Raw genomic sequence first — 19,018 nt, forward strand, 5'->3', positions numbered from 1 at the left:
CATTGCGTACCGGCTTTCTGCGCGTAAGGGTTAATCGAAACGTAACTGTGGCAGAACTTCTTTCACCTGCGCCAGGTAATCCGTACGATCTTTACCGGTCAGCCCTTCCGTACGCGGCAGTTTCGCCGTCAGAGGGTTCACCGCCTGCTGGTTAATCCACACTTCATAGTGCAGATGCGGCCCCGTAGAGCGTCCGGTATTACCGGAAAGCGCGATACGATCGCCACGTTTCACTTTCTGCCCAGGTTTAACCAGCAGTTTACGCAGGTGCATATAGCGAGTGGTATAGGTACGACCATGACGCACCGCCACGTAGTAACCCGCCGCGCCGCTGCGCTTCGCCACGACCACTTCGCCGTCACCGACGGAAAGTACTGGCGTACCCTGCGGCATAGCGAAATCAACGCCACGGTGCGGCGCAACGCGTCCCGTAACCGGGTTAGTACGACGCGGATTAAAGTTAGAGGAGACGCGGAACTGTTTGGCCGTCGGGAAACGCAGGAAGCCTTTCGCCAGGCCGGTACCGTTGCGGTCGTAGAACTTCCCGTCTTCAGCGCGGATCGCATAATAATCCTTGCCCGCAGAACGCAGACGCACGCCCAGCAGTTGGCTCTGTTCACGCTTGCCGTCAAGCATTTCACGCGACATCAGCACCGCAAACTCATCGCCTTTCTTCAGCTTGCGGAAGTCCATCTGCCACTGCATAGCTTTAATAACCGCGCTGATTTCTGAACTGGTCAAGCCGGCGTTTCTGGCGCTGGCGACAAAGCTGCCGCCGACGGTGCCTTTCAGCAGGCTGTTGACCCAGTCGCCCTGTTGCGTTTCCGCCGTCATTTTAAAACCGTTTGCCGCCGTCCGATCGTAGGTTCGGGTTTCACGACGCGACATTTCCCAGGTCAGGCGCTGTAAATCGCCATCGGCTGTCAGCGTCCACGAAAGCTGCTGACCGATTTTCAGGTTACGCAGTTCTTTATCCGACGCGGCAAGCTGAGTGATATCGCTCATATCAATGCCGTACTGATTCAGGATACTGCTCAGCGTATCGCCAGTGGAGACAACATATTCATGAACGCCCGCTTCGCTCGAAATTTTATCGTCCAGCTCATCCTGCGGAATGGCTTCATCTTCCTGCGCAGCCTGGTCGATAGGCTCGCTGGCCTCAGGAAGTAGAGAACGAATTTCGCTTTTTTCCAGTTCGATGGTTTTAACGATGGGGGCGGAATCGGGGTGGTAAACATAGGGCCGCCATACAGCGACGGCCAACGTAAGAACGGTAAGTGACCCCAGCATAACGCGATGGGGTCTTGGCAGATTATTAAATGCCAGAGCGACAGAGCGGGCTATCTGTTGCACGTATTCACTTCCTCATTAATCTCCTTTCAGGCAGCTCGCATACTGGTTCGCTAATTGGCTTAAGAACGCGGAATAGCTCGTTTTACCCAGTTTGATATTCGTCCCGAGCGGATCCAGCGTTCCCATTCGAACGGATGTCCCTCTCGCAACGGCTTCGACGACCGCTGGCCTGAACTGCGGCTCAGCAAAAACGCAGGTTGCTTTTTGCTCAACCAACTGTGTTCGTATTTCATGTAAACGCTGCGCACCAGGTTGTATCTCAGGGTTTACGGTAAAGTGACCCAGCGGAGTCAGCCCGTAGTGTTTTTCGTAATAGCCATAGGCGTCATGAAAAACAAAATAACCTTTACCCTTGAGCGGTGCCAGCTCGTTACCGACCTGCTTATCGGTTGCGGCTAATTGTGCCTCAAAATCTTTCAGGTTGGCGTCAAGTTTGGCTCGACTTTGCGGCATAAGTTCCACTAATTTTTCATGGATTGCAACCGCTGTAGACCGCGCTATCTCTGGGGAAAGCCAAAGATGCATGTTGTACTCGCCATGATGGTGATGCGCATCACCTTTTTCACCGTGCGCAGCGTCATGATCGTGTTCATCCTCGTCGTCATCCGCGCCTTTCATGAGCAACGGTTTCACGTCATTCAGGTGCGCAATCGTTACCTGTTTCGCCTGCGGGATTTTACTCACCGGTTTTTCCATGAACGCTTCCATTTCCGGACCAATCCAGACGACTAAGTCCGCGCCCTGTAAGCGTTTTACATCCGATGGACGCAGTGAATAATCATGCTCGGATGCCCCGTCCGGAAGTAATACCTCCGTCTCCGTTACGCCGTCGGCAATCGCCGACGCGATAAAACCTACTGGCTTAAGCGAGGCAACAACGGCGGCGTTTGCAGCCTGGGTTGCACCACCCCAAAGAGCGGCGGATAATGCAGCGAAAAGAAGCGTATTTTTATGTAACATAATGCGACCAATCATCGTAACGTTTGTGTGAATTGTGATATTATAACATTCCACGACATCTGCAAGACTAAAATTGACATGACGACTTTGGTATCACTGGAAAATGTCTCGGTCTCTTTCGGGCAGCGCCGCGTGCTCTCTGACGTGTCGCTCGAGCTCAGACCCGGCAAAATTTTAACGCTTCTTGGGCCTAACGGCGCCGGTAAATCGACCCTGGTCCGGGTTGTGCTCGGTCTGGTAGCGCCGGACGAAGGGGTGATCAAGCGCAACGGAAAATTGCGTATCGGTTACGTCCCACAAAAATTATATCTCGACACCACCTTGCCGCTCACGGTCAATCGTTTTTTACGCCTGCGTCCCGCGACACGCAAAGAAGATATCCTGCCAGCGCTGAAGCGCGTGCAGGCAGGCCATCTTATCGACGCGCCGATGCAAAAGCTGTCCGGCGGCGAAACCCAGCGCGTTCTGCTGGCCCGCGCGTTGCTGAACCAGCCGCAGCTTTTGGTGCTGGACGAGCCGACACAAGGCGTGGACGTCAATGGTCAGGTCGCGCTGTACGATCTTATCGACCAATTGCGTCGTGAATTGGATTGCGCAGTGCTGATGGTCTCCCATGACCTGCATCTGGTGATGGCGAAAACCGACGAAGTGCTGTGCCTTAACCACCACATCTGCTGTTCAGGAACGCCTGAAATCGTTTCCATGCACCCGGAATTTATCTCGATGTTTGGCCCTCGTGGCGCTGAACAGTTAGGGATTTACCGTCATCACCATAATCATCGCCACGACTTACAGGGTCGTATTGTGCTGCGCCGGGGAAATGGTCACTCATGATTGAATTGTTATTGCCCGGCTGGCTGGCCGGGATCATGCTGGCTTGTGCGGCTGGCCCGTTAGGTTCGTTTGTTGTCTGGCGCCGGATGTCCTATTTCGGCGATACGCTGGCCCACGCGTCGCTGCTGGGCGTGGCCTTCGGGCTTCTGCTGAATGTTAATCCGTTCTACGCGGTTATTGTTGTGACCCTGATGCTGGCGGCAGGCCTGGTGTGGCTGGAAAAACGCCCTCACCTCGCCATCGACACACTGCTTGGCATTATGGCCCACAGCGCGTTGTCGCTTGGCCTGGTGGTGGTCAGTCTGATGTCAAATATTCGCGTTGACCTGATGGCTTATCTGTTTGGCGACCTGCTGGCCGTGACGCCGGAGGATTTGCTTTCCATCGCCATTGGCGTGGTGATTGTGTTGGGGATCCTCGGCTGGCAGTGGCGGAATTTATTGTCCATGACCATCAGTCCCGACCTGGCGTTCGTCGATGGCGTGAAGTTGCAGCGCGTGAAGCTGCTGCTGATGCTGGTCACCGCGCTAACCATCGGCGTGGCGATGAAGTTCGTGGGTGCGCTGATAATTACGTCCTTGTTGATTATTCCCGCCGCCACCGCGCGACGGTTTGCCCGTACGCCGGAACAAATGGCCGCGGTAGCAGTGGTAGCAGGCATGATCGCGGTGACAGGCGGCCTGACCTTCTCCGCGCTCTACGATACTCCCGCCGGTCCGTCAGTGGTGTTATGCGCCGCGCTGCTTTTTATCCTCAGCATGATGAAAAAGCAGGCGAACTGATATGCGCACGTCGCATGCGATGAAAAACAAAGCCCGGTTTCCCCGGGCTCTGAACACAACGTACTTTTTCAACTGTAAGCATTGAGTGTTCGCTGGCACAGCGCCGAGCGCACACAATCCTCTTTGCCAAAGCGGACAATACCGACCATTTCATCTTCACTGAAGCGCGCCAGCGCATCGCTTAATCCAGACTGAACGTGCGCGGGTAAATCGCATTGGGTGATATCCCCATTCACAATGACCGTCACGTTCTCCCCGAGGCGAGTTAAAAACATTTTCATTTGCGCAGCAGTGACATTCTGAGCCTCGTCGAGAATGACCACCGCATTTTCAAATGTACGTCCGCGCATATAGGCGAACGGCGCGATTTCTACCTTACCGATTTCAGGTCGCAGGCAATATTGCATAAAGGATGCCCCGAGCCGTTTAACCAGCACGTCGTAAACAGGCCGGAAATACGGGGCAAACTTTTCCGCTACATCCCCAGGTAAGAAGCCGAGATCTTCGTCGGCCTGCAGAACTGGACGGGTTACGATGATCCTGTCAACATCCTTATGTATCAGGGCCTCTGCTGCTTTTGCCGCGCTGATCCAGGTTTTACCGCACCCGGCTTCGCCCGTGGCGAAAATCAGTTGTTTACTCTCGATAGCATTCAGGTACTGCGACTGAGCGTCATTACGCGCCTTGATTGGCGTGGTGTCGCGACTGTCGCGCGCCATGCCGATCGCTTCTACGCCACTCATCTGCACAAGCGAGGTGACCGATTCTTCTTCACGCTGTTTATGACTGCGCGAGTCCCGTCTCAGCACACGTTTTGCCTCACGACGAGCTTTGATCACTGCTTTTTGTCTTCCCATGGATAGCACCTTGAGTTGTTGGTATTCATCACACGCGCCGTTGGCAGCGCGATTATGCGCACAAACATCTGAGGGTTGGCTTCCTTGTAAGCCATGACTTGCCTTTCGAAAAGACGCCACGCACGGCTACGCGCACCGACAATGGCGTCCGTATGACATCGTAAAAGGAGGGGGGAGAGAAATTTAGCGGTGACAAGGGGGCAACCGGAGGAAAGACGTCCGCGAAAGAGAGTGCATTGATGTTCAACAAGCTGTCCAGTACAGGACCTTACCATCCGCGATCTCCATAGTGAATGTTCATCACCGCCGGGAACTACCGCTCTTACTTTTAAGTACATCAGAATTTAGTAATATTGCAACAATATATTTACACAATATTAACTGAATTCACTTTTGATGTTGGCAACAGTCTCTTACAAGCATATTACAAAATTATTTCAAAAATCGGATCATACAAAAAAACTATTTTTTTAAGCCGCGCCGTCAGCCCTGTCCATGGACAGGGTGACAGTATCAGGCTTCAAGGAGCGACTGGCCAAGATAATGATCCGGATCCTTCACGCCAGGAAAAACAAAGAAGTAGCCTCCACCAATCGGCTTTATGTACTCCTCCAGCGCTTCCCCATTCAGACGCTTTTGCACTGCCAGAAAACCTTTTTCGAGATCGTGCTGATAGCAGACAAACAAGAGTCCCATATCAAGTTGACCGGAAGGCGTCACCCCGAGGGAATAGCTGTAGCCACGGCGCATCATCAGACTGGACTGGGTTTCCGGCGTGCGTGGATTGGCAAGACGTATATGGCTGTCCAGCGCAATCACATTCCCGTCCGGATCGCTGGCATAGTCGGGCACGTCATGCTCGTGCCGCATTCCCAGCGGCGCTCCCGTCTGCTTGTCGCGACCAAAAATTGTCTGCTGCTCTTTAAGCGGCGTCCGGTCCCAGAACTCTACGCGGAACTGAATCAGACGCACCGCCTGATAAGTACCGCCAGTCGCCCACGCAGGTTCATTTTGATCTGAGGTAATCCATACCACCGCCTGCATAAGTTTGTCATCGCGGCTGTCCGGGTTTGCCGTACCGTCCTTGAAACCCAGCAAATTGACAGGCGTCTCTTTCCCTTTGCTCCGCGCCGCGTGGTCGGATATAAACCCTTCCCGCTTCCAGCGAATGCTCAGCAGATCCGGCGTGTGCTTAATGATATCGCGCAGGGCATGTATCACCGTATCCTGAGTATTGGCGCAAATCTGCAACAGCAAATCGCCATGACACAGCGCGGCGTCCAGCGAGTCATTGGGGAAACGGGTCATCTTTTGTAGCGATGTCGGCATGTGTGGCTGCAAGCCGAAACGCGCATCAAACAGCGAATAACCCGCCGACAAGGTCATGGTGAGGTTATCCGGAGCAATGTAGGCCCCAAGAATGCCCGAGTCCATTGGCGGCAGACGGGGGTTAGGCGTATCCGGCGCAGGACCGCCGTGAGTCAGAAAGGCAATGCGCTTTGTCAGCAGACGGAACAAACGTTCGAGATCGGCCCTTTCACTCGCCAGGACGTCAAAAGCCACCAGCATCATCGACGCCTGCTGTGGCGTCAGGATCCCGGCCTGATGCGCACCATAAAACGGCTGCCTCTCGTTGCGGGCATCCGGCGCTAACGTCCCCGGGGCGCTGCGCGTTTTTTGCGCATGAGCGACCGGACATCCGCCAGCCAGCGCCAGTGTGCCGCCAAGAGCGCCCATCCCTTTCAGTAAACGTCGGCGTGACGGCTCGCTCACGCCGGTTTTGTCATCGTCCTGCATCGCGGTTAATCCAGTCCCAGTACGCCGCGTAGCAGCGCGAGATCTTCCGCGAGCGCGGTAATTGGTCCCTTCAGGGCGTTACGGTCAGCCCCGGTCAGCTTGTCGTAGGTTTCAAAGCCGTCCGGGGTGCGGTATTTCGCGAGGATGGTATCGACTTTTTTAAAGTTAGCATCCACCTTTGCCAGCAGTTCGGCGTTTGCATCCTGCAACTGCGGACGCAACAGGTTGACAATTTTCTGCGCGCCATCAACGTTGGCCTGGAAATCCCACAGATCGGTGCGGCTGTAGCGTTCTTCTTCGCCACTGATTTTGGTGGCGGCCACCTCTTCAATCAGCGCCGCAGCCCCACCCACCACTTTGGACGGCGGGAAAGCAAGTTCACTGATGCGTTTTTGCAGATCCTGCACGTCCGCATACAGCCTGTCGGCGTACTGCGCCATACCTTTATTGCTATTGTCGCTGAACAGTGCCTTTTCCAGACGGTGAAAACCGGTGAATTTCGGGTCAGCGGCTTTCTGTTCGTAGTCGTCTTCGCGGGCATCAATGCTGCCGTCGAGATCGGAGAACAGTTCGGCAATCGGTTCAATACGTTCATAATGTTGCCGCGTCGGCGCATACAGCGACTTCGCTTTATTCATGTCGCCTGCCTTCACCGCATCGGTAAAGGCTTTTGTCCCGGACACCAGTTGCGCGGTTTCGGCGGTGACATAGGCTTTGTATTCGCTAATGGCGTCGCTCAGACGTAACAGCGCGTCGCTTTGCGCCCCTTCAACGCTAGCGGCGCCTTTAACAACCAGCTTCCCTTTGGGATTGGTCAGCAGGCCGCAGGTCATTTCATATTCTCCCGGCTGCAGATTGGCGGTCATTTTCTGGCTGAAACCGGGCGCGATATTTTCGCGCTCTTCAACCACCATCACCCCTTTAAGGATTTCCCATTCCAGCGCTTTCTGACTGTGGTTTCGAATGATAAATTGTGTCTTACCGGCGTTCACCGTAAGCGTCATCGGCTCGCACCGTTTATCGGTTACCGTCACATTCACTTGCGGCACGTCGGCGGCATGCGCCGACAAGGCGGAAGCGAAAAGCGCGGCCATGCCAGGCAGCAGCGCACTCATGCGGAAGTTTTTCGTCATGACCATCCCTTTAAAGTATGTTGTAACTAATTAAAAATTTGCGTCGCACTGCCTTATGGCGTGATGCCTGACGCGGTTGCGCCTGTACGCGGCGGCAATACAAACAGCACCAGCGCCGGTATCAGATAGATAAACCAGACCGCCACCTCGCTAACGCTTGGCGCTTCCTGGTAACCAAAAATGCCTTCCATCAGGGTGCCAAACAATGAATGTGTCGACAGAACGGCGCTCATATCAAACGCAACGTCCTGGAAGTGATTCCACAGCCCCGCCTCGTGGAAGGCGCGGATCGCGCCCGCCGCCAGACCTGCCGCCACCAGTAAAATGAACAGGCTGGTCCATTTAAAGAAGGCTGCCAGAATCAGACGAATGCCGCCCCAATAAAGTAAGAAGCCCAGGATCACGGCAGTGGCCAGCCCCAGCAGCGCCCCTACCGGCGGCCAGAGACCCACGTCCTGTTGAAACGCGGCCAGCAGAAAAAAGACCGACTCCAGCCCTTCCCTCGCTACTGCAAAAAAGACCATCAGGATCAGCGCCCAGCCCTGGTGATTGCCGCGTTGCAGCGCATTGTCCACCGCCTGTTCAAGCGCCACCTTGACGTTGCGCGATACTCTCCGCATCCAGAACACCATCCAGGTGAGGATCGCGACCGCAATCACCGCCACTATCCCTTCGAACAGTTCCTGCTCTTTTTGTGGAAACTCGCCGGTCGTCTCGTTAATCACAACCCCAAGCCCAAGACAAAGCGCGGCGGCGAGAATAACGCCAACCCACATTGCGCGGATCCAACGCCCCCGCTGGGTTCGCTTCAGGTAACTGGCTATCAGGCTGACAATCAGCGCGGCTTCCAGCCCTTCACGCAACATAATCAGAAACGGAACAAACATGCCGGACACCCTTAACGTTATTGTCAGTCAATTAATGCAAAGAAAAGTAAATTAGAGTGATAGTGATTATCATTACGCAAAATAAAAATTCAAGCGGAATGTCATGAGAATGATATCTGAATGTAAACACTTAGCGAGGTAAGAATACGTGCCGTTGGGTAAATGGGCGGTGATAAAAAGGCCCGCTTTGAGCGGGCCTGGAAAGTCGTTGGGCGGAACCTGCAGAAGGTCTCGCGGCAAAGAATGTCTAACGATTAATTTTCCTGCAAACGCGACGGCGGTGCAGAGTGATAGTGCGCATCCGCCTCAGCGAAGCGTTGTAGCATGGCAGACGACGGCGCTTTCCCCAGCAGACTGAAGATAACTATCCCGATACTGCCAAAGATAAAGCCAGGAATGATTTCGTACAGATCCAGCCAGCCAAAGTGCTTCCAGACAATAACGGTGGCTGCGCCGATAATCATCCCCGCCAGCGCGCCGTTGCGGGTCATTCGCGGCCACAAGACGGAGAACAGCACGACCGGACCAAACGCGGCGCCAAAACCGGCCCAGGCGTAGCTCACCAGACCCAACACGCGGTTGTCCGGATTGGCAGCCAGGGCGATCGCCACCAGCGCCACCACCAACACCATCACGCGCCCGACCCACACCAGTTCCTGCTGACTTGCCCCTTTGCGTAGAAACGCCTTGTACAAATCTTCCGTAATCGCGCTGGAACAGACCAACAGTTGGCAGCTGAGCGTGGACATCACCGCCGCCAGAATCGCGGACAGCAGAATACCGGCAATCCACGGATTAAACAGGATTTGCGCCAGCTCAATGAACACTCGCTCAGCGTTTTGATCCACCGCGCCCGCCAGCGCCGGATTGTTAGTAAAGTATGCGATGCCAAAGAAACCGACCGCTACCGCTCCCGCCAGGCAGAGGATCATCCAGGCCATACTGATGCGCCGTGCGTGGACGATACTGTGGTGGGAATCCGCCGCCATAAAACGCGCCAGAATATGCGGCTGACCGAAGTAGCCCAGCCCCCAGCCCATCAGGGAAATAATGGCCACAACATTCAGTCCTTTAAGCATGTCGACATTTTCAATGCTCTTTTGCTTGATCACTTCCAGCGACTCGCCAAAGCCGCCAACGCCGATAATCACCATTACCGGGGTCAGGATCAGTGCGAAAATCATCAGGCTGGCCTGTACAGTGTCGGTCCAGCTTACTGCCAGGAATCCGCCAATAAAGGTGTACAGGATGGTCGCCGCCGCGCCTGCCCACAGAGCGGTTTCATAGCTCATGCCAAATGTGCTTTCAAACAGACGCGCGCCGGCTACAATCCCGGACGCGCAGTAAATCGTAAAGAACAGCAGGATCACCAGCGCGGAGATAATGCGCAGGATCCGGCTTTTATCTTCAAAGCGACCGGTGAAATAATCCGGCAGCGTCAGGGCGTTATTGTTGTATTCCGTGTGTACGCGCAGGCGTCCGGCAACCAGCTTCCAGTTAATCCATGCGCCTAATGTCAAACCGATAGCAATCCAGCTTTCCGAAATACCGGAAAGAAAAATCGCGCCAGGTAAGCCCATCAGCAGCCAGCCGCTCATATCCGAAGCGCCTGCGGATAACGCCGTGACGAAAGGGCCGAGGCTGCGACCACCCAAAATATAATCATCAAAGTTCTTGGTTGAACGCCAGGCGATAAAGCCAATCAATATCATGCCAAAAATATATACGCAGAATGTCACCAGCATCGGTGTGCTAATTGCCATAAATTCTCCAAACTTTACTGTTTTATTGCTCTGCCGGAACGTGACAGAGCATGTTGTATTTGCCAGGCGACCGTATCCTGCCGGAAGCGCGGGTTATTCACAATCGATTTAACACACCATTTACATCAATTTTTATTGCAGATGAATACTATTTTCTTGCAGGTTGCACTCTCTCACATTTTTTACGGTTGCACCTTTTAAAAGTGTTAAGTGCCGCAGAGAAAAAGATACCGTTATTCTTTTCGCTGCGGTCATAGCGCTTTCTTTTATTAACAATTCATTCATTTTTAAGCTTGTTATGCAGGTCACATTTAACGTGGTTGCACAAAGTTGCAACATAGTGGATATTTCTCGATAACTAATCGCAGGACATTACCGAATAACAGGAGCAGACGGCATGGGAACCACCACGATGGGGGTTAAACTGGACGACGCCACGCGTGAACGAATTAAGCTGGCGGCCACGCGCATTGATCGCACCCCGCACTGGCTGATCAAGCAGGCCATTTTTAATTATCTGGAAAAGCTGGAAAATGAAGACGCGTTACCGGAGCTTCCGGCGTTGCTGGCAGGCGCGGCAAACGAAGGCGATGAACCGTCTGCCGCGCAGGAAGACGTTCATCAGCCGTTCCTCGAATTTGCCGAGCAGATCCTGCCGCAGTCGGTTTCGCGCGCCGCCATTACCGCAGCGTACCGTCGTTCAGAAACCGACGCCGTTTCCATGCTGATGGAACAAGCGCGTTTGCCGCAGCCGGTCGCCGAACAAGCGCACAAGCTGGCATATCAGTTGGCGGATAAACTGCGCAACCAGAAAACCGCCAGCGGTCGCGCCGGGATGGTTCAGGGACTGTTGCAGGAATTTTCCCTCTCTTCGCAGGAAGGCGTAGCCCTGATGTGTCTGGCGGAAGCGCTACTGCGTATTCCGGACAAAGCAACGCGTGACGCCCTGATCCGTGACAAGATCAGCAACGGAAACTGGCATTCACACATTGGTCGTAGCCCGTCGCTGTTTGTCAACGCCGCCACCTGGGGGTTGCTGTTCACGGGCAAACTGGTTTCCACCCATAACGAAGCCAATCTTTCTCGCTCGCTGAACCGCATAATCGGCAAAAGCGGCGAACCGTTGATCCGCAAAGGCGTGGATATGGCGATGCGTCTGATGGGCGAGCAGTTCGTGACCGGTGAAACCATCGCCGAAGCCCTGGCGAACGCCCGCAAGCTGGAGGAGAAAGGTTTCCGCTATTCTTACGATATGCTCGGCGAAGCCGCGCTGACCGCTGCCGATGCGCAGGCTTATATGGTTTCTTACCAGCAGGCGATCCACGCGATTGGTAAAGCGTCCAATGGTCGCGGCATCTATGAAGGACCGGGGATCTCCATCAAGCTCTCCGCCCTGCACCCGCGCTACAGCCGCGCGCAATACGATCGGGTGATGGAAGAACTCTATCCGCGGCTGAAGTCCCTGACGCTGCTGGCGCGTCAGTACGATATTGGGATCAATATTGACGCAGAAGAAGCCGACCGTCTGGAAATCTCCTTAGACCTGCTGGAAAAACTGTGTTTTGAACCAGAGCTGGCGGGCTGGAACGGGATTGGCTTTGTGATTCAGGCTTACCAGAAGCGCTGTCCGTTTGTGATTGATTACCTGATCGATTTGGCCACCCGCAGCCGCCGTCGCCTGATGATCCGCCTGGTGAAAGGCGCTTACTGGGACAGCGAGATCAAGCGCGCGCAGATGGAAGGTCTGGAAGGCTATCCGGTCTATACCCGTAAGGTGTACACCGATGTTTCTTACCTGGCCTGCGCGAAAAAGCTGCTGGCGGTGCCTAATCTTATCTACCCGCAGTTTGCGACGCATAACGCCCACACGCTGGCGGCCATCTATCAGCTTGCGGGACAGAACTATTATCCGGGCCAGTATGAGTTCCAGTGCCTGCATGGCATGGGCGAACCCCTGTATGAACAGGTCACCGGAAAAGTGGCCGACGGCAAACTGAATCGTCCTTGCCGCATTTATGCCCCGGTGGGCACCCATGAAACACTGCTGGCGTATCTGGTGCGTCGTCTGCTGGAAAACGGCGCGAATACGTCGTTTGTTAATCGCATTGCCGACACCACCTTGCCGCTGGATGAGCTGGTGGCCGATCCGGTAGAAGCCGTGGAGAAGCTGGCGCAGCAGGAAGGCCAAACCGGGTTGCCGCATCCGAAAATTCCGCTGCCGCGCGATCTCTACGGCAAAGGCCGCGACAACTCCGCCGGTCTGGATCTCGCCAATGAACACCGTCTGGCGTCCCTCTCCTCTGCCCTGCTCAACAGCGCGTTGCAGAAATGGCAGGCGAAGCCGATGCTCGAAGATGCGGTTGCTGAAGGGGAAATGCGCCCGGTAATTAACCCTGCCGAACCGAAGGACATCGTCGGCTATGTGCGTGAAGCGAATGAGGCGGAAGTGGAGCTGGCGTTGCAAAGCGCGGTTAACAACGCGCCCATTTGGTTCGCGACCCCGCCGGAAGAACGCGCGGCGATCCTGCATCGTGCCGCGGTGCTGATGGAAGGCCAGATGCAGCACTTAATTGGCATTCTGGTGCGCGAAGCCGGGAAAACGTTCAGCAATGCGATCGCTGAGGTCCGCGAAGCGGTGGACTTCCTGCATTACTATGCCGGTCAGGTACGCGATGATTTCGACAACGAAACGCACCGTCCGCTGGGTCCGGTGGTCTGTATTAGCCCGTGGAACTTCCCGTTGGCGATCTTCACCGGACAAATCGCCGCCGCGCTGGCCGCGGGCAACAGCGTGCTGGCGAAACCCGCCGAGCAAACCCCGCTGATTGCCGCTCAGGGCGTCGCAATTCTGTTGGAAGCGGGCGTACCGCCGGGCGTGGTACAACTGCTGCCAGGACGCGGGGAAACCGTGGGGGCGTCGCTGACCGCTGACAGCCGCGTGCGCGGCGTGATGTTTACCGGCTCAACGGAAGTGGCGACACTGCTGCAACGCACTCTCGCCACCCGACTGGACGCGCAGGGACGCCCGGTTCCGCTGATCGCCGAAACCGGCGGCATGAACGCGATGATCGTGGACTCCTCGGCGCTCACCGAACAGGTGGTTGTCGACGTGCTGGCCTCGGCGTTTGACAGCGCTGGTCAGCGCTGTTCTGCACTGCGTGTACTATGCCTGCAGGATGACATTGCTGACCATACGTTGAAAATGCTGCGCGGCGCGATGGCCGAATGCCGGATGGGCAACCCCGGTCGTCTGACCACGGACATCGGTCCGGTGATTGACGAAGAAGCAAAAAACAACATTGAACGTCACATCCAGACAATGCGTGCAAAAGGCCGTCCGGTGTTCCAGGCGGTGCGTGAAAACAGCGATGACGCCCGCGAGTGGCAGAGCGGTACTTTTGTGATGCCCACGCTTATCGAGCTTGAAAGTTTTGACGAACTGGAAAAAGAGGTCTTCGGCCCGGTACTGCACGTGGTGCGTTACAACCGCAATAACCTGGAGACCTTGATTAAGCAGATTAACGCTTCCGGCTATGGCCTGACTCTGGGCGTCCATACTCGCATTGATGAAACTATCGCCCAGGTTACCGGCTCAGCGCATGTGGGCAACCTGTATGTCAACCGTAACATGGTGGGCGCGGTGGTCGGGGTTCAGCCGTTCGGCGGCGAAGGCTTGTCCGGCACCGGCCCCAAAGCGGGTGGACCGTTGTACCTGTATCGCCTGCTGGCCCACCGTCCGGAAAACGCGCTGTCGATCACCCTGGCGCGTCAGGATGCGGAGTACCCGGTTGACGCTCAGCTTAAGACCGTGCTAACGGAGCCGCTGACGGCGCTACGCGACTGGGCGCGCGATCGCCCCGAGTTGCATCAGCTTTGCCAGCAATTTGGCGAACTGGCGCAGGCGGGAACACAGCGTCTGCTGCCGGGTCCCACCGGCGAGCGCAATACCTGGACGCTGCTGCCGCGCGAACGGGTATTATGTATTGCCGATGAGGAACAGGACGCACTGGCGCAACTGGCAGCGGTCACCTCGGTTGGCAGTCTGATCCTGTGGCCAGACGATGCGTTCCACCGCGAGCTGGCAAAACGGCTTCCCGCAGCGGTTACCGCCCGCATTCAGTTTGCGAAAGCCGATAGCCTGACTTCGCAGCCATTTGACGCGGTGATCTTCCATGGCGATTCCGATCAGCTTCGCGCACTGTGTGAAGCGGTCGCCGCCCGCGAAGGCGCGATTATCTCCGTGCAGGGCTTTGCCCGTGGCGAAAGCAATATCCTGCTGGAACGGCTGTATATCGAACGGTCGCTGAGCGTGAATACCGCCGCCGCAGGCGGTAACGCCAGCCTGATGACAATCGGTTAATCGTGTAGAATCCCCCCGGTGGCGCTACGCTTACCGGGGCTATGTCTCAACCGTAGGCCGGATATGCACAGCGCATCCGGCTTTTTAATACGGAGGAAAGGATGAAAAGAATCGTTATCGCAGGCGCGACGCTGCTGCTGTGCGCAAACGCGCTGGCCGGTGAGTGTGCGAACGCCACAACCCAGGCCGACATGAACGCCTGTGCTATTACGCAATATCAGACGGCGGATAAAAAGCTCAACGATACTTACCAGCACGCGCTTAAACGCGCGGCGCCCGCGCAACAAGCGCTGCTGAAAAAGGCGCAAACCGCGTGGATTGCGGTGCGGGACGCCGACTGCGCGCTGATCAGTTCCGGTACCGAAGGCGGCAGCGCCCAGGTGATGATCGCTAATCAGTGTCTGGCGGATAAAACCACCGAGCGCGAAGCGTTTCTCGCCTCGCTGCTGCAATGTGAAGAAGGTGACATGAGCTGCCCGTTGCCGCCAGCAGGCTAACGAACGCGGATCCCTTCGATGATCATGCGCTGGACGTTCGCCACCGTCCGATCAAAAAAGGCCTCATCACGCAGCGTTGCGCCCGTTACTGCTTCAACCTGCGGCGCGAAGTCGGCGTAATGCTGGGTTGAGGCCCAAATCATAAAGATCAGATGATGCGGATCGATCGGCGCCAGTTTGCCGCTGTTGACCCATCCGGCAATCAGCGCGGATTTGTCATCAATTAACGCTTTCAGATCCCCGGTCAGTTCGGCCATCAATAGCGGCGCGCCCGCCAGCATCTCCATACAGAATAACCGCGACGCCTGTGGGTAATCGCGGGAAACCTCCAGCTTCAGGCGAATGTATTCGCTTATGGCCTCCAGCGGTGCGAAATCCTCGCGAAACGCTTTGAGCGGCGCCAGCCAGATGTCGAGGATCTGCCGCAGCACGGCGACATAAAGCGCCTCTTTAGACGGGTAGTAATAAAGCAAATTGGTTTTCGATACCCGGGCCTGCTCGGCGATCTGCTCAAGGCGCGTGCCATGAAAACCATACTGGGAAAAGGTGTTTAACGCCGCCGTTAAGATAGCCTGACGTTTCGCGCTAACCGCCCGCGAGCGTTTACCACTTTTGTTTACAGCCCCCTGCGCCATGCCCCTCTCCTGTCCGTTCGTTCCGGGTGTTATTCACCTGCCGAATAAAAATAATGGCGCTTAGTCTGCGGGGGGTTAAGAGACAGTTCAACCGTACCGGCAAAAAAAACCGCCGGAAAATTCCGGCGGCGGTGGTTTCATCACCTCAGCGTTAGCCATGTTCATTAACGCCTTGCATGATGGTCTTCAGGGTGGGGTCACGCTAGCTTTTGCGGTTACCGCCGCTGCTCTTGCCCCCTTTCTTACCTGCTTCAGATGCACGCTGCGGGTCATTTTTAAAATTCCCCCCGCTGTGCTGACCACCTTTACGACCTGCTTCTGATGCTCTTTCACGGTCTTCGGCAAAATTACCGGAACCGCCTCGATGGTTTGCCATTACTGACCTCCGTCATTGATTAGACATCATATTGCATAGGTTTTGAGGAGTGATTCCTCACGCAACGTATGACCGGTGACATCATTTTCGCTACGTGATACTAAGCTTAGGCAATACGGGCGGTTCAGCCAGCGTATCGTAATATCCTGCAACAGCTATCCGCCGTTATCGGCAATAATCGCCGCGAACAATCAATAAGCCATTCTTATGATTAAAAAAACTCACCGGCAGAAAATGTATCATTTTGCTACAAAAGCCATTTCAGTGAAAATTGTTATAAATCAAAGAAATGGTGGCGATATTTGCACTCTGGGCGTGACGGCATATCTTTATAAAGGGTAGCGAATCGCTACAGACACGGTTAACGCGAGGAGTAGGACAAATGGCTAAAGTTCTGGTGCTTTATTATTCCATGTACGGACACATCGAAACAATGGCGCACGCGGTTGCAGAAGGCGCAAACAAAGTCGACGGCGCTGAAGTGGTGGTTAAGCGTGTGCCAGAAACCATGCAACCTGAAATTTTCGCCAAAGCAGGCGGCAAAGCCCAAAACGCCCCCGTCGCCACGCCGCAGGAGCTGGCTGATTATGATGCCATTATTTTTGGTACCCCAACGCGCTTTGGCAATATGTCGGGACAAATGCGCACCTTCCTCGATCAGACGGGCGGCCTTTGGGCTTCTGGCGCGCTGTACGGCAAACTCGCCAGCGTGTTCAGCTCCACCGGTACCGGCGGTGGCCAGGAACAGACCATTACTTCCACATGGACTACACTTGCCCATCATGGGATGGTCATTGTGCCTATCGGCTATGCCGCCCAGGAACTGTTTGATGTTTCGCAGGTTCGTGGCGGAACGCCGTACGGCGCGACGACTATCGCCGGCGGTGACGGCTCTCGCCAGCCAAGCCAGGAAGAACTTTCAATCGCTCGCTATCAGGGTGAATACGTTGCCGGTCTGGCCGTTAAGCTCAACGGTTAGTCTTCAACAGGAGGATAAGCATGCCAACTCAAGAAGCAAAAGCGCACCGCGTCGGTGAATGGGCAAGTCTACGCAATACGTCGCCGGAAATAGCCGAGGCCATCTTTGAAGTGGCCGGATACGATGAGAAACTGGCTGAGAAAATTTGGGAAGAAGGCAGTGATGAAGTCCTGATCAAAGCCTTTGATAAAACGGATAAAGACTCGCTCTTCTGGGGCGAGCAAACCATCGAGCGCAAAAACGTCTGACCCCACTTCCCCCGCATTCGCGGGGGAACCTTTCTTATTTTGCTGCCGCATTCATAACCGCGTCGAATTTATCGATCGGGCAAAACCCGTTGGCGTCCACCGGACAGCCTTTCAGTTCCAGCGTCACACGCTGCGGTGGGGATTTCAGCGTCAGGACATCCGCGTTACGCAGTTGCTCGCTGCTTTGATAGACGTATTCGATTTTCATCAGATCGCGTCTGGCGCGAGTGTCATGCCAGCGCTGGAAGACAATTTTGCCGCCAATCGGCGTACGCTCGTACTGGTTATGCAACTGGTATGGCTTGAAGTCGAGCGCCGTCAATAGCGAAGCGATATTCGAGTCATGCCCTACCAACACGGTAATTTTCGGCGCGTTAACGCGATCGGTCACCAGCGTCTTGTCGATATAGTTCACCAGGGGCGCTGCCACGTTACGCGCCACGTCTGCAGAGGTAAACAAGCTGTCCTGATAGCCATTTTTCAGTTTCGACAGCACCTTCCACTGCTGATCGGTTTTGATTTCGCCCCATGCGACCTGATCCATCGGAAAGCCTTCGTAGTACTGCAGGGTGAACGCGTCCACCAGCGAGTTACCGACCTTCAACGGCCCGGAAACGCCCGGCTCCTTCTGGAACGTCGCGCTGAACGTGTCTTTTCCGTCCGTCAGTGAACAACGTTGTTTTTCTTTACATGACGGAGACGTATTGTAACGGGTGATCTGCTCAAGCAGTTTATAACTCTCGTCGAGATGCATGCCTGCGCGCTCTTTTTGCATCGCCTGGATGGCTTTCTCGCTGAACGCGGCGGTGTCGTCGGTGATCACCGGGTTGAAGGTCGGGTCCATCGTGCCCATTTTTTCCTGATGATGTACCGGCACATCGCAGCCGGGGAATGCGCCGGTTATAAAGAATTGGGCAGTGGCGACGGTGCGTTGCAGACTGTTAGCATAGGCATAAACCGCGTCAGAAGCCGGACATTCGCCGGACTTTACCATCCCCTGCGCGGCCAGCCATTCGCGCATATAGTGCCCCATATACACCTCGAGCACGCCGCCTTTCGTGGTGAGCTGTCCGCCCGGTACGTCCCATTCAGGCCACTTATTCGGCGTCGACTGTTCCAGTACGCTGCCGTTATTCGCCAGCGGCGCGCGCAGGTTGTGTCGGCTCATCATCAGCACTTGCTGTAGCTGATAACCTTCCGGTGTGGTTTGCGCCTGCGCGCCAACAGACACCAACATGCCCCCAGCCACTGCGGCGGCAATTAACGTTTTTTTCATCCCTATGCCTCTTGTTGTTATTTACGCGCCATCAGTGTGACAGAGTGTTGATAAATTTCCGGGAAGGTATCCGCAAAAACGGCGGAAAAAGATTGACTTCGACGCTGCCGCTTATTCTGGCAGAAACGCGTGAAGGCCGTATAAGGGCCTTCGCAGAAGGCTTCCGTTCGCCTCATGTTCTGTGCTTCTCCGGACGCCCGGATAGCAAGGGAGGCGGCGATCCTCCCTTGCGCGTTCACGGGTGCTGAACGTTCAGAGACGCACTGTCCGTAAGGTAAACG

Annotated in this window: 16 protein-coding genes; 6 read left to right on the forward strand and 10 right to left on the reverse strand. The window is 55.3% G+C overall.

Annotated elements, in window-relative coordinates:
• Window positions 1-30: 30 nt before the first annotated feature.
• Together mepM and znuA are read right to left on the reverse strand one after the other, a co-directional pair.
• Complete coding sequence (gene mepM / locus CSE01S_RS10655) at window positions 31-1,353, reverse strand: murein DD-endopeptidase MepM (protein WP_042287880.1); 1,323 nt, start codon at window positions 1,351-1,353, stop codon at window positions 31-33.
• A gap of 15 nt (window positions 1,354-1,368) precedes the next feature.
• Complete coding sequence (znuA, locus tag CSE01S_RS10660; RefSeq protein WP_042288205.1) at window positions 1,369-2,313, reverse strand: zinc ABC transporter substrate-binding protein ZnuA; 945 nt, start codon at window positions 2,311-2,313, stop codon at window positions 1,369-1,371.
• A gap of 78 nt (window positions 2,314-2,391) precedes the next feature.
• Here znuA and znuC point away from each other — a divergent pair, with 78 nt between their 5' ends.
• Both znuC and znuB read left to right on the forward strand, forming a co-directional pair.
• The gene (znuC, locus tag CSE01S_RS10665) at window positions 2,392-3,147 is read left to right on the forward strand and encodes a zinc ABC transporter ATP-binding protein ZnuC (protein ID WP_042287883.1); all 756 of its coding nucleotides are present in this window, start codon (window positions 2,392-2,394) and stop codon (window positions 3,145-3,147) included.
• Window positions 3,144-3,929 (forward strand): zinc ABC transporter permease subunit ZnuB, encoded by a 786-nt coding sequence (znuB, locus tag CSE01S_RS10670; protein ID WP_042287886.1) that lies wholly within the window; start codon window positions 3,144-3,146, stop codon window positions 3,927-3,929. Before znuC ends, znuB begins: the two co-directional genes overlap by 4 nt.
• A gap of 68 nt (window positions 3,930-3,997) precedes the next feature.
• Here znuB and phoH read toward each other — a convergent pair whose 3' ends face one another.
• From phoH to putP, 5 genes are all read right to left on the reverse strand, one after another.
• Window positions 3,998-4,786, reverse strand: coding sequence for a phosphate starvation-inducible protein PhoH (gene phoH, locus CSE01S_RS10675; protein ID WP_042287889.1), 789 nt, complete (start codon window positions 4,784-4,786; stop codon window positions 3,998-4,000).
• Window positions 4,787-5,299: 513 nt separating this feature from the next.
• Window positions 5,300-6,583 (reverse strand): iron uptake transporter deferrochelatase/peroxidase subunit, encoded by a 1,284-nt coding sequence (gene efeB, locus CSE01S_RS10685; protein WP_042287892.1) that lies wholly within the window; start codon window positions 6,581-6,583, stop codon window positions 5,300-5,302.
• Between the two features lie 5 nt (window positions 6,584-6,588).
• The gene (gene efeO, locus CSE01S_RS10690) at window positions 6,589-7,716 is read right to left on the reverse strand and encodes an iron uptake system protein EfeO (protein WP_042287895.1); all 1,128 of its coding nucleotides are present in this window, start codon (window positions 7,714-7,716) and stop codon (window positions 6,589-6,591) included.
• A 53-nt stretch (window positions 7,717-7,769) separates the two neighbouring features.
• Window positions 7,770-8,603 (reverse strand): iron uptake transporter permease EfeU, encoded by an 834-nt coding sequence (gene efeU / locus CSE01S_RS10695; protein ID WP_042287898.1) that lies wholly within the window; start codon window positions 8,601-8,603, stop codon window positions 7,770-7,772.
• A 254-nt stretch (window positions 8,604-8,857) separates the two neighbouring features.
• Window positions 8,858-10,366 carry a sodium/proline symporter PutP gene (gene putP / locus CSE01S_RS10700; protein ID WP_042287900.1) on the reverse strand — a complete coding sequence of 503 codons (1,509 nt, stop codon included), beginning with the start codon at window positions 10,364-10,366 and terminating at the stop codon, window positions 8,858-8,860.
• A gap of 397 nt (window positions 10,367-10,763) precedes the next feature.
• Between putP and putA the strand changes: the two genes are divergently transcribed.
• Window positions 10,764-14,726, forward strand: coding sequence for a trifunctional transcriptional regulator/proline dehydrogenase/L-glutamate gamma-semialdehyde dehydrogenase (gene putA, locus CSE01S_RS10705; protein WP_042287902.1), 3,963 nt, complete (start codon window positions 10,764-10,766; stop codon window positions 14,724-14,726).
• A gap of 101 nt (window positions 14,727-14,827) precedes the next feature.
• Window positions 14,828-15,223, forward strand: coding sequence for a lysozyme inhibitor LprI family protein (locus CSE01S_RS10710; protein WP_042287905.1), 396 nt, complete (start codon window positions 14,828-14,830; stop codon window positions 15,221-15,223).
• On the opposite strand, the gene rutR is transcribed toward CSE01S_RS10710, so the two are convergent.
• On the reverse strand, window positions 15,220-15,858 hold the full coding sequence (gene rutR / locus CSE01S_RS10715; protein WP_042287908.1) for an HTH-type transcriptional regulator RutR: 639 nt from the start codon (window positions 15,856-15,858) through the stop codon (window positions 15,220-15,222). The genes CSE01S_RS10710 and rutR overlap by 4 nt on opposite strands.
• Window positions 15,859-16,060: 202 nt before the next feature.
• Entirely contained in the window at window positions 16,061-16,234 is a 174-nt protein-coding gene (locus tag CSE01S_RS10720) for a con-10 family general stress protein (protein WP_042287910.1), read from the reverse strand.
• A gap of 382 nt (window positions 16,235-16,616) precedes the next feature.
• Here CSE01S_RS10720 and wrbA point away from each other — a divergent pair, with 382 nt between their 5' ends.
• Both wrbA and CSE01S_RS10730 read left to right on the forward strand, forming a co-directional pair.
• The gene (gene wrbA, locus CSE01S_RS10725; RefSeq protein ID WP_042287913.1) at window positions 16,617-17,213 is read left to right on the forward strand and encodes an NAD(P)H:quinone oxidoreductase; all 597 of its coding nucleotides are present in this window, start codon (window positions 16,617-16,619) and stop codon (window positions 17,211-17,213) included.
• 20 nt (window positions 17,214-17,233) lie between these two features.
• Window positions 17,234-17,461 (forward strand): YccJ family protein, encoded by a 228-nt coding sequence (locus tag CSE01S_RS10730; protein ID WP_042287915.1) that lies wholly within the window; start codon window positions 17,234-17,236, stop codon window positions 17,459-17,461.
• Between the two features lie 34 nt (window positions 17,462-17,495).
• Here CSE01S_RS10730 and agp read toward each other — a convergent pair whose 3' ends face one another.
• The gene (gene agp, locus CSE01S_RS10735; protein WP_042287918.1) at window positions 17,496-18,737 is read right to left on the reverse strand and encodes a bifunctional glucose-1-phosphatase/inositol phosphatase; all 1,242 of its coding nucleotides are present in this window, start codon (window positions 18,735-18,737) and stop codon (window positions 17,496-17,498) included.
• Window positions 18,738-19,018 lie beyond the last annotated feature (281 nt).

This window comes from Citrobacter sedlakii NBRC 105722, from assembly GCF_000759835.1.
Taxonomy (GTDB): Bacteria; Pseudomonadota; Gammaproteobacteria; order Enterobacterales; family Enterobacteriaceae; genus Citrobacter_A; species Citrobacter_A sedlakii.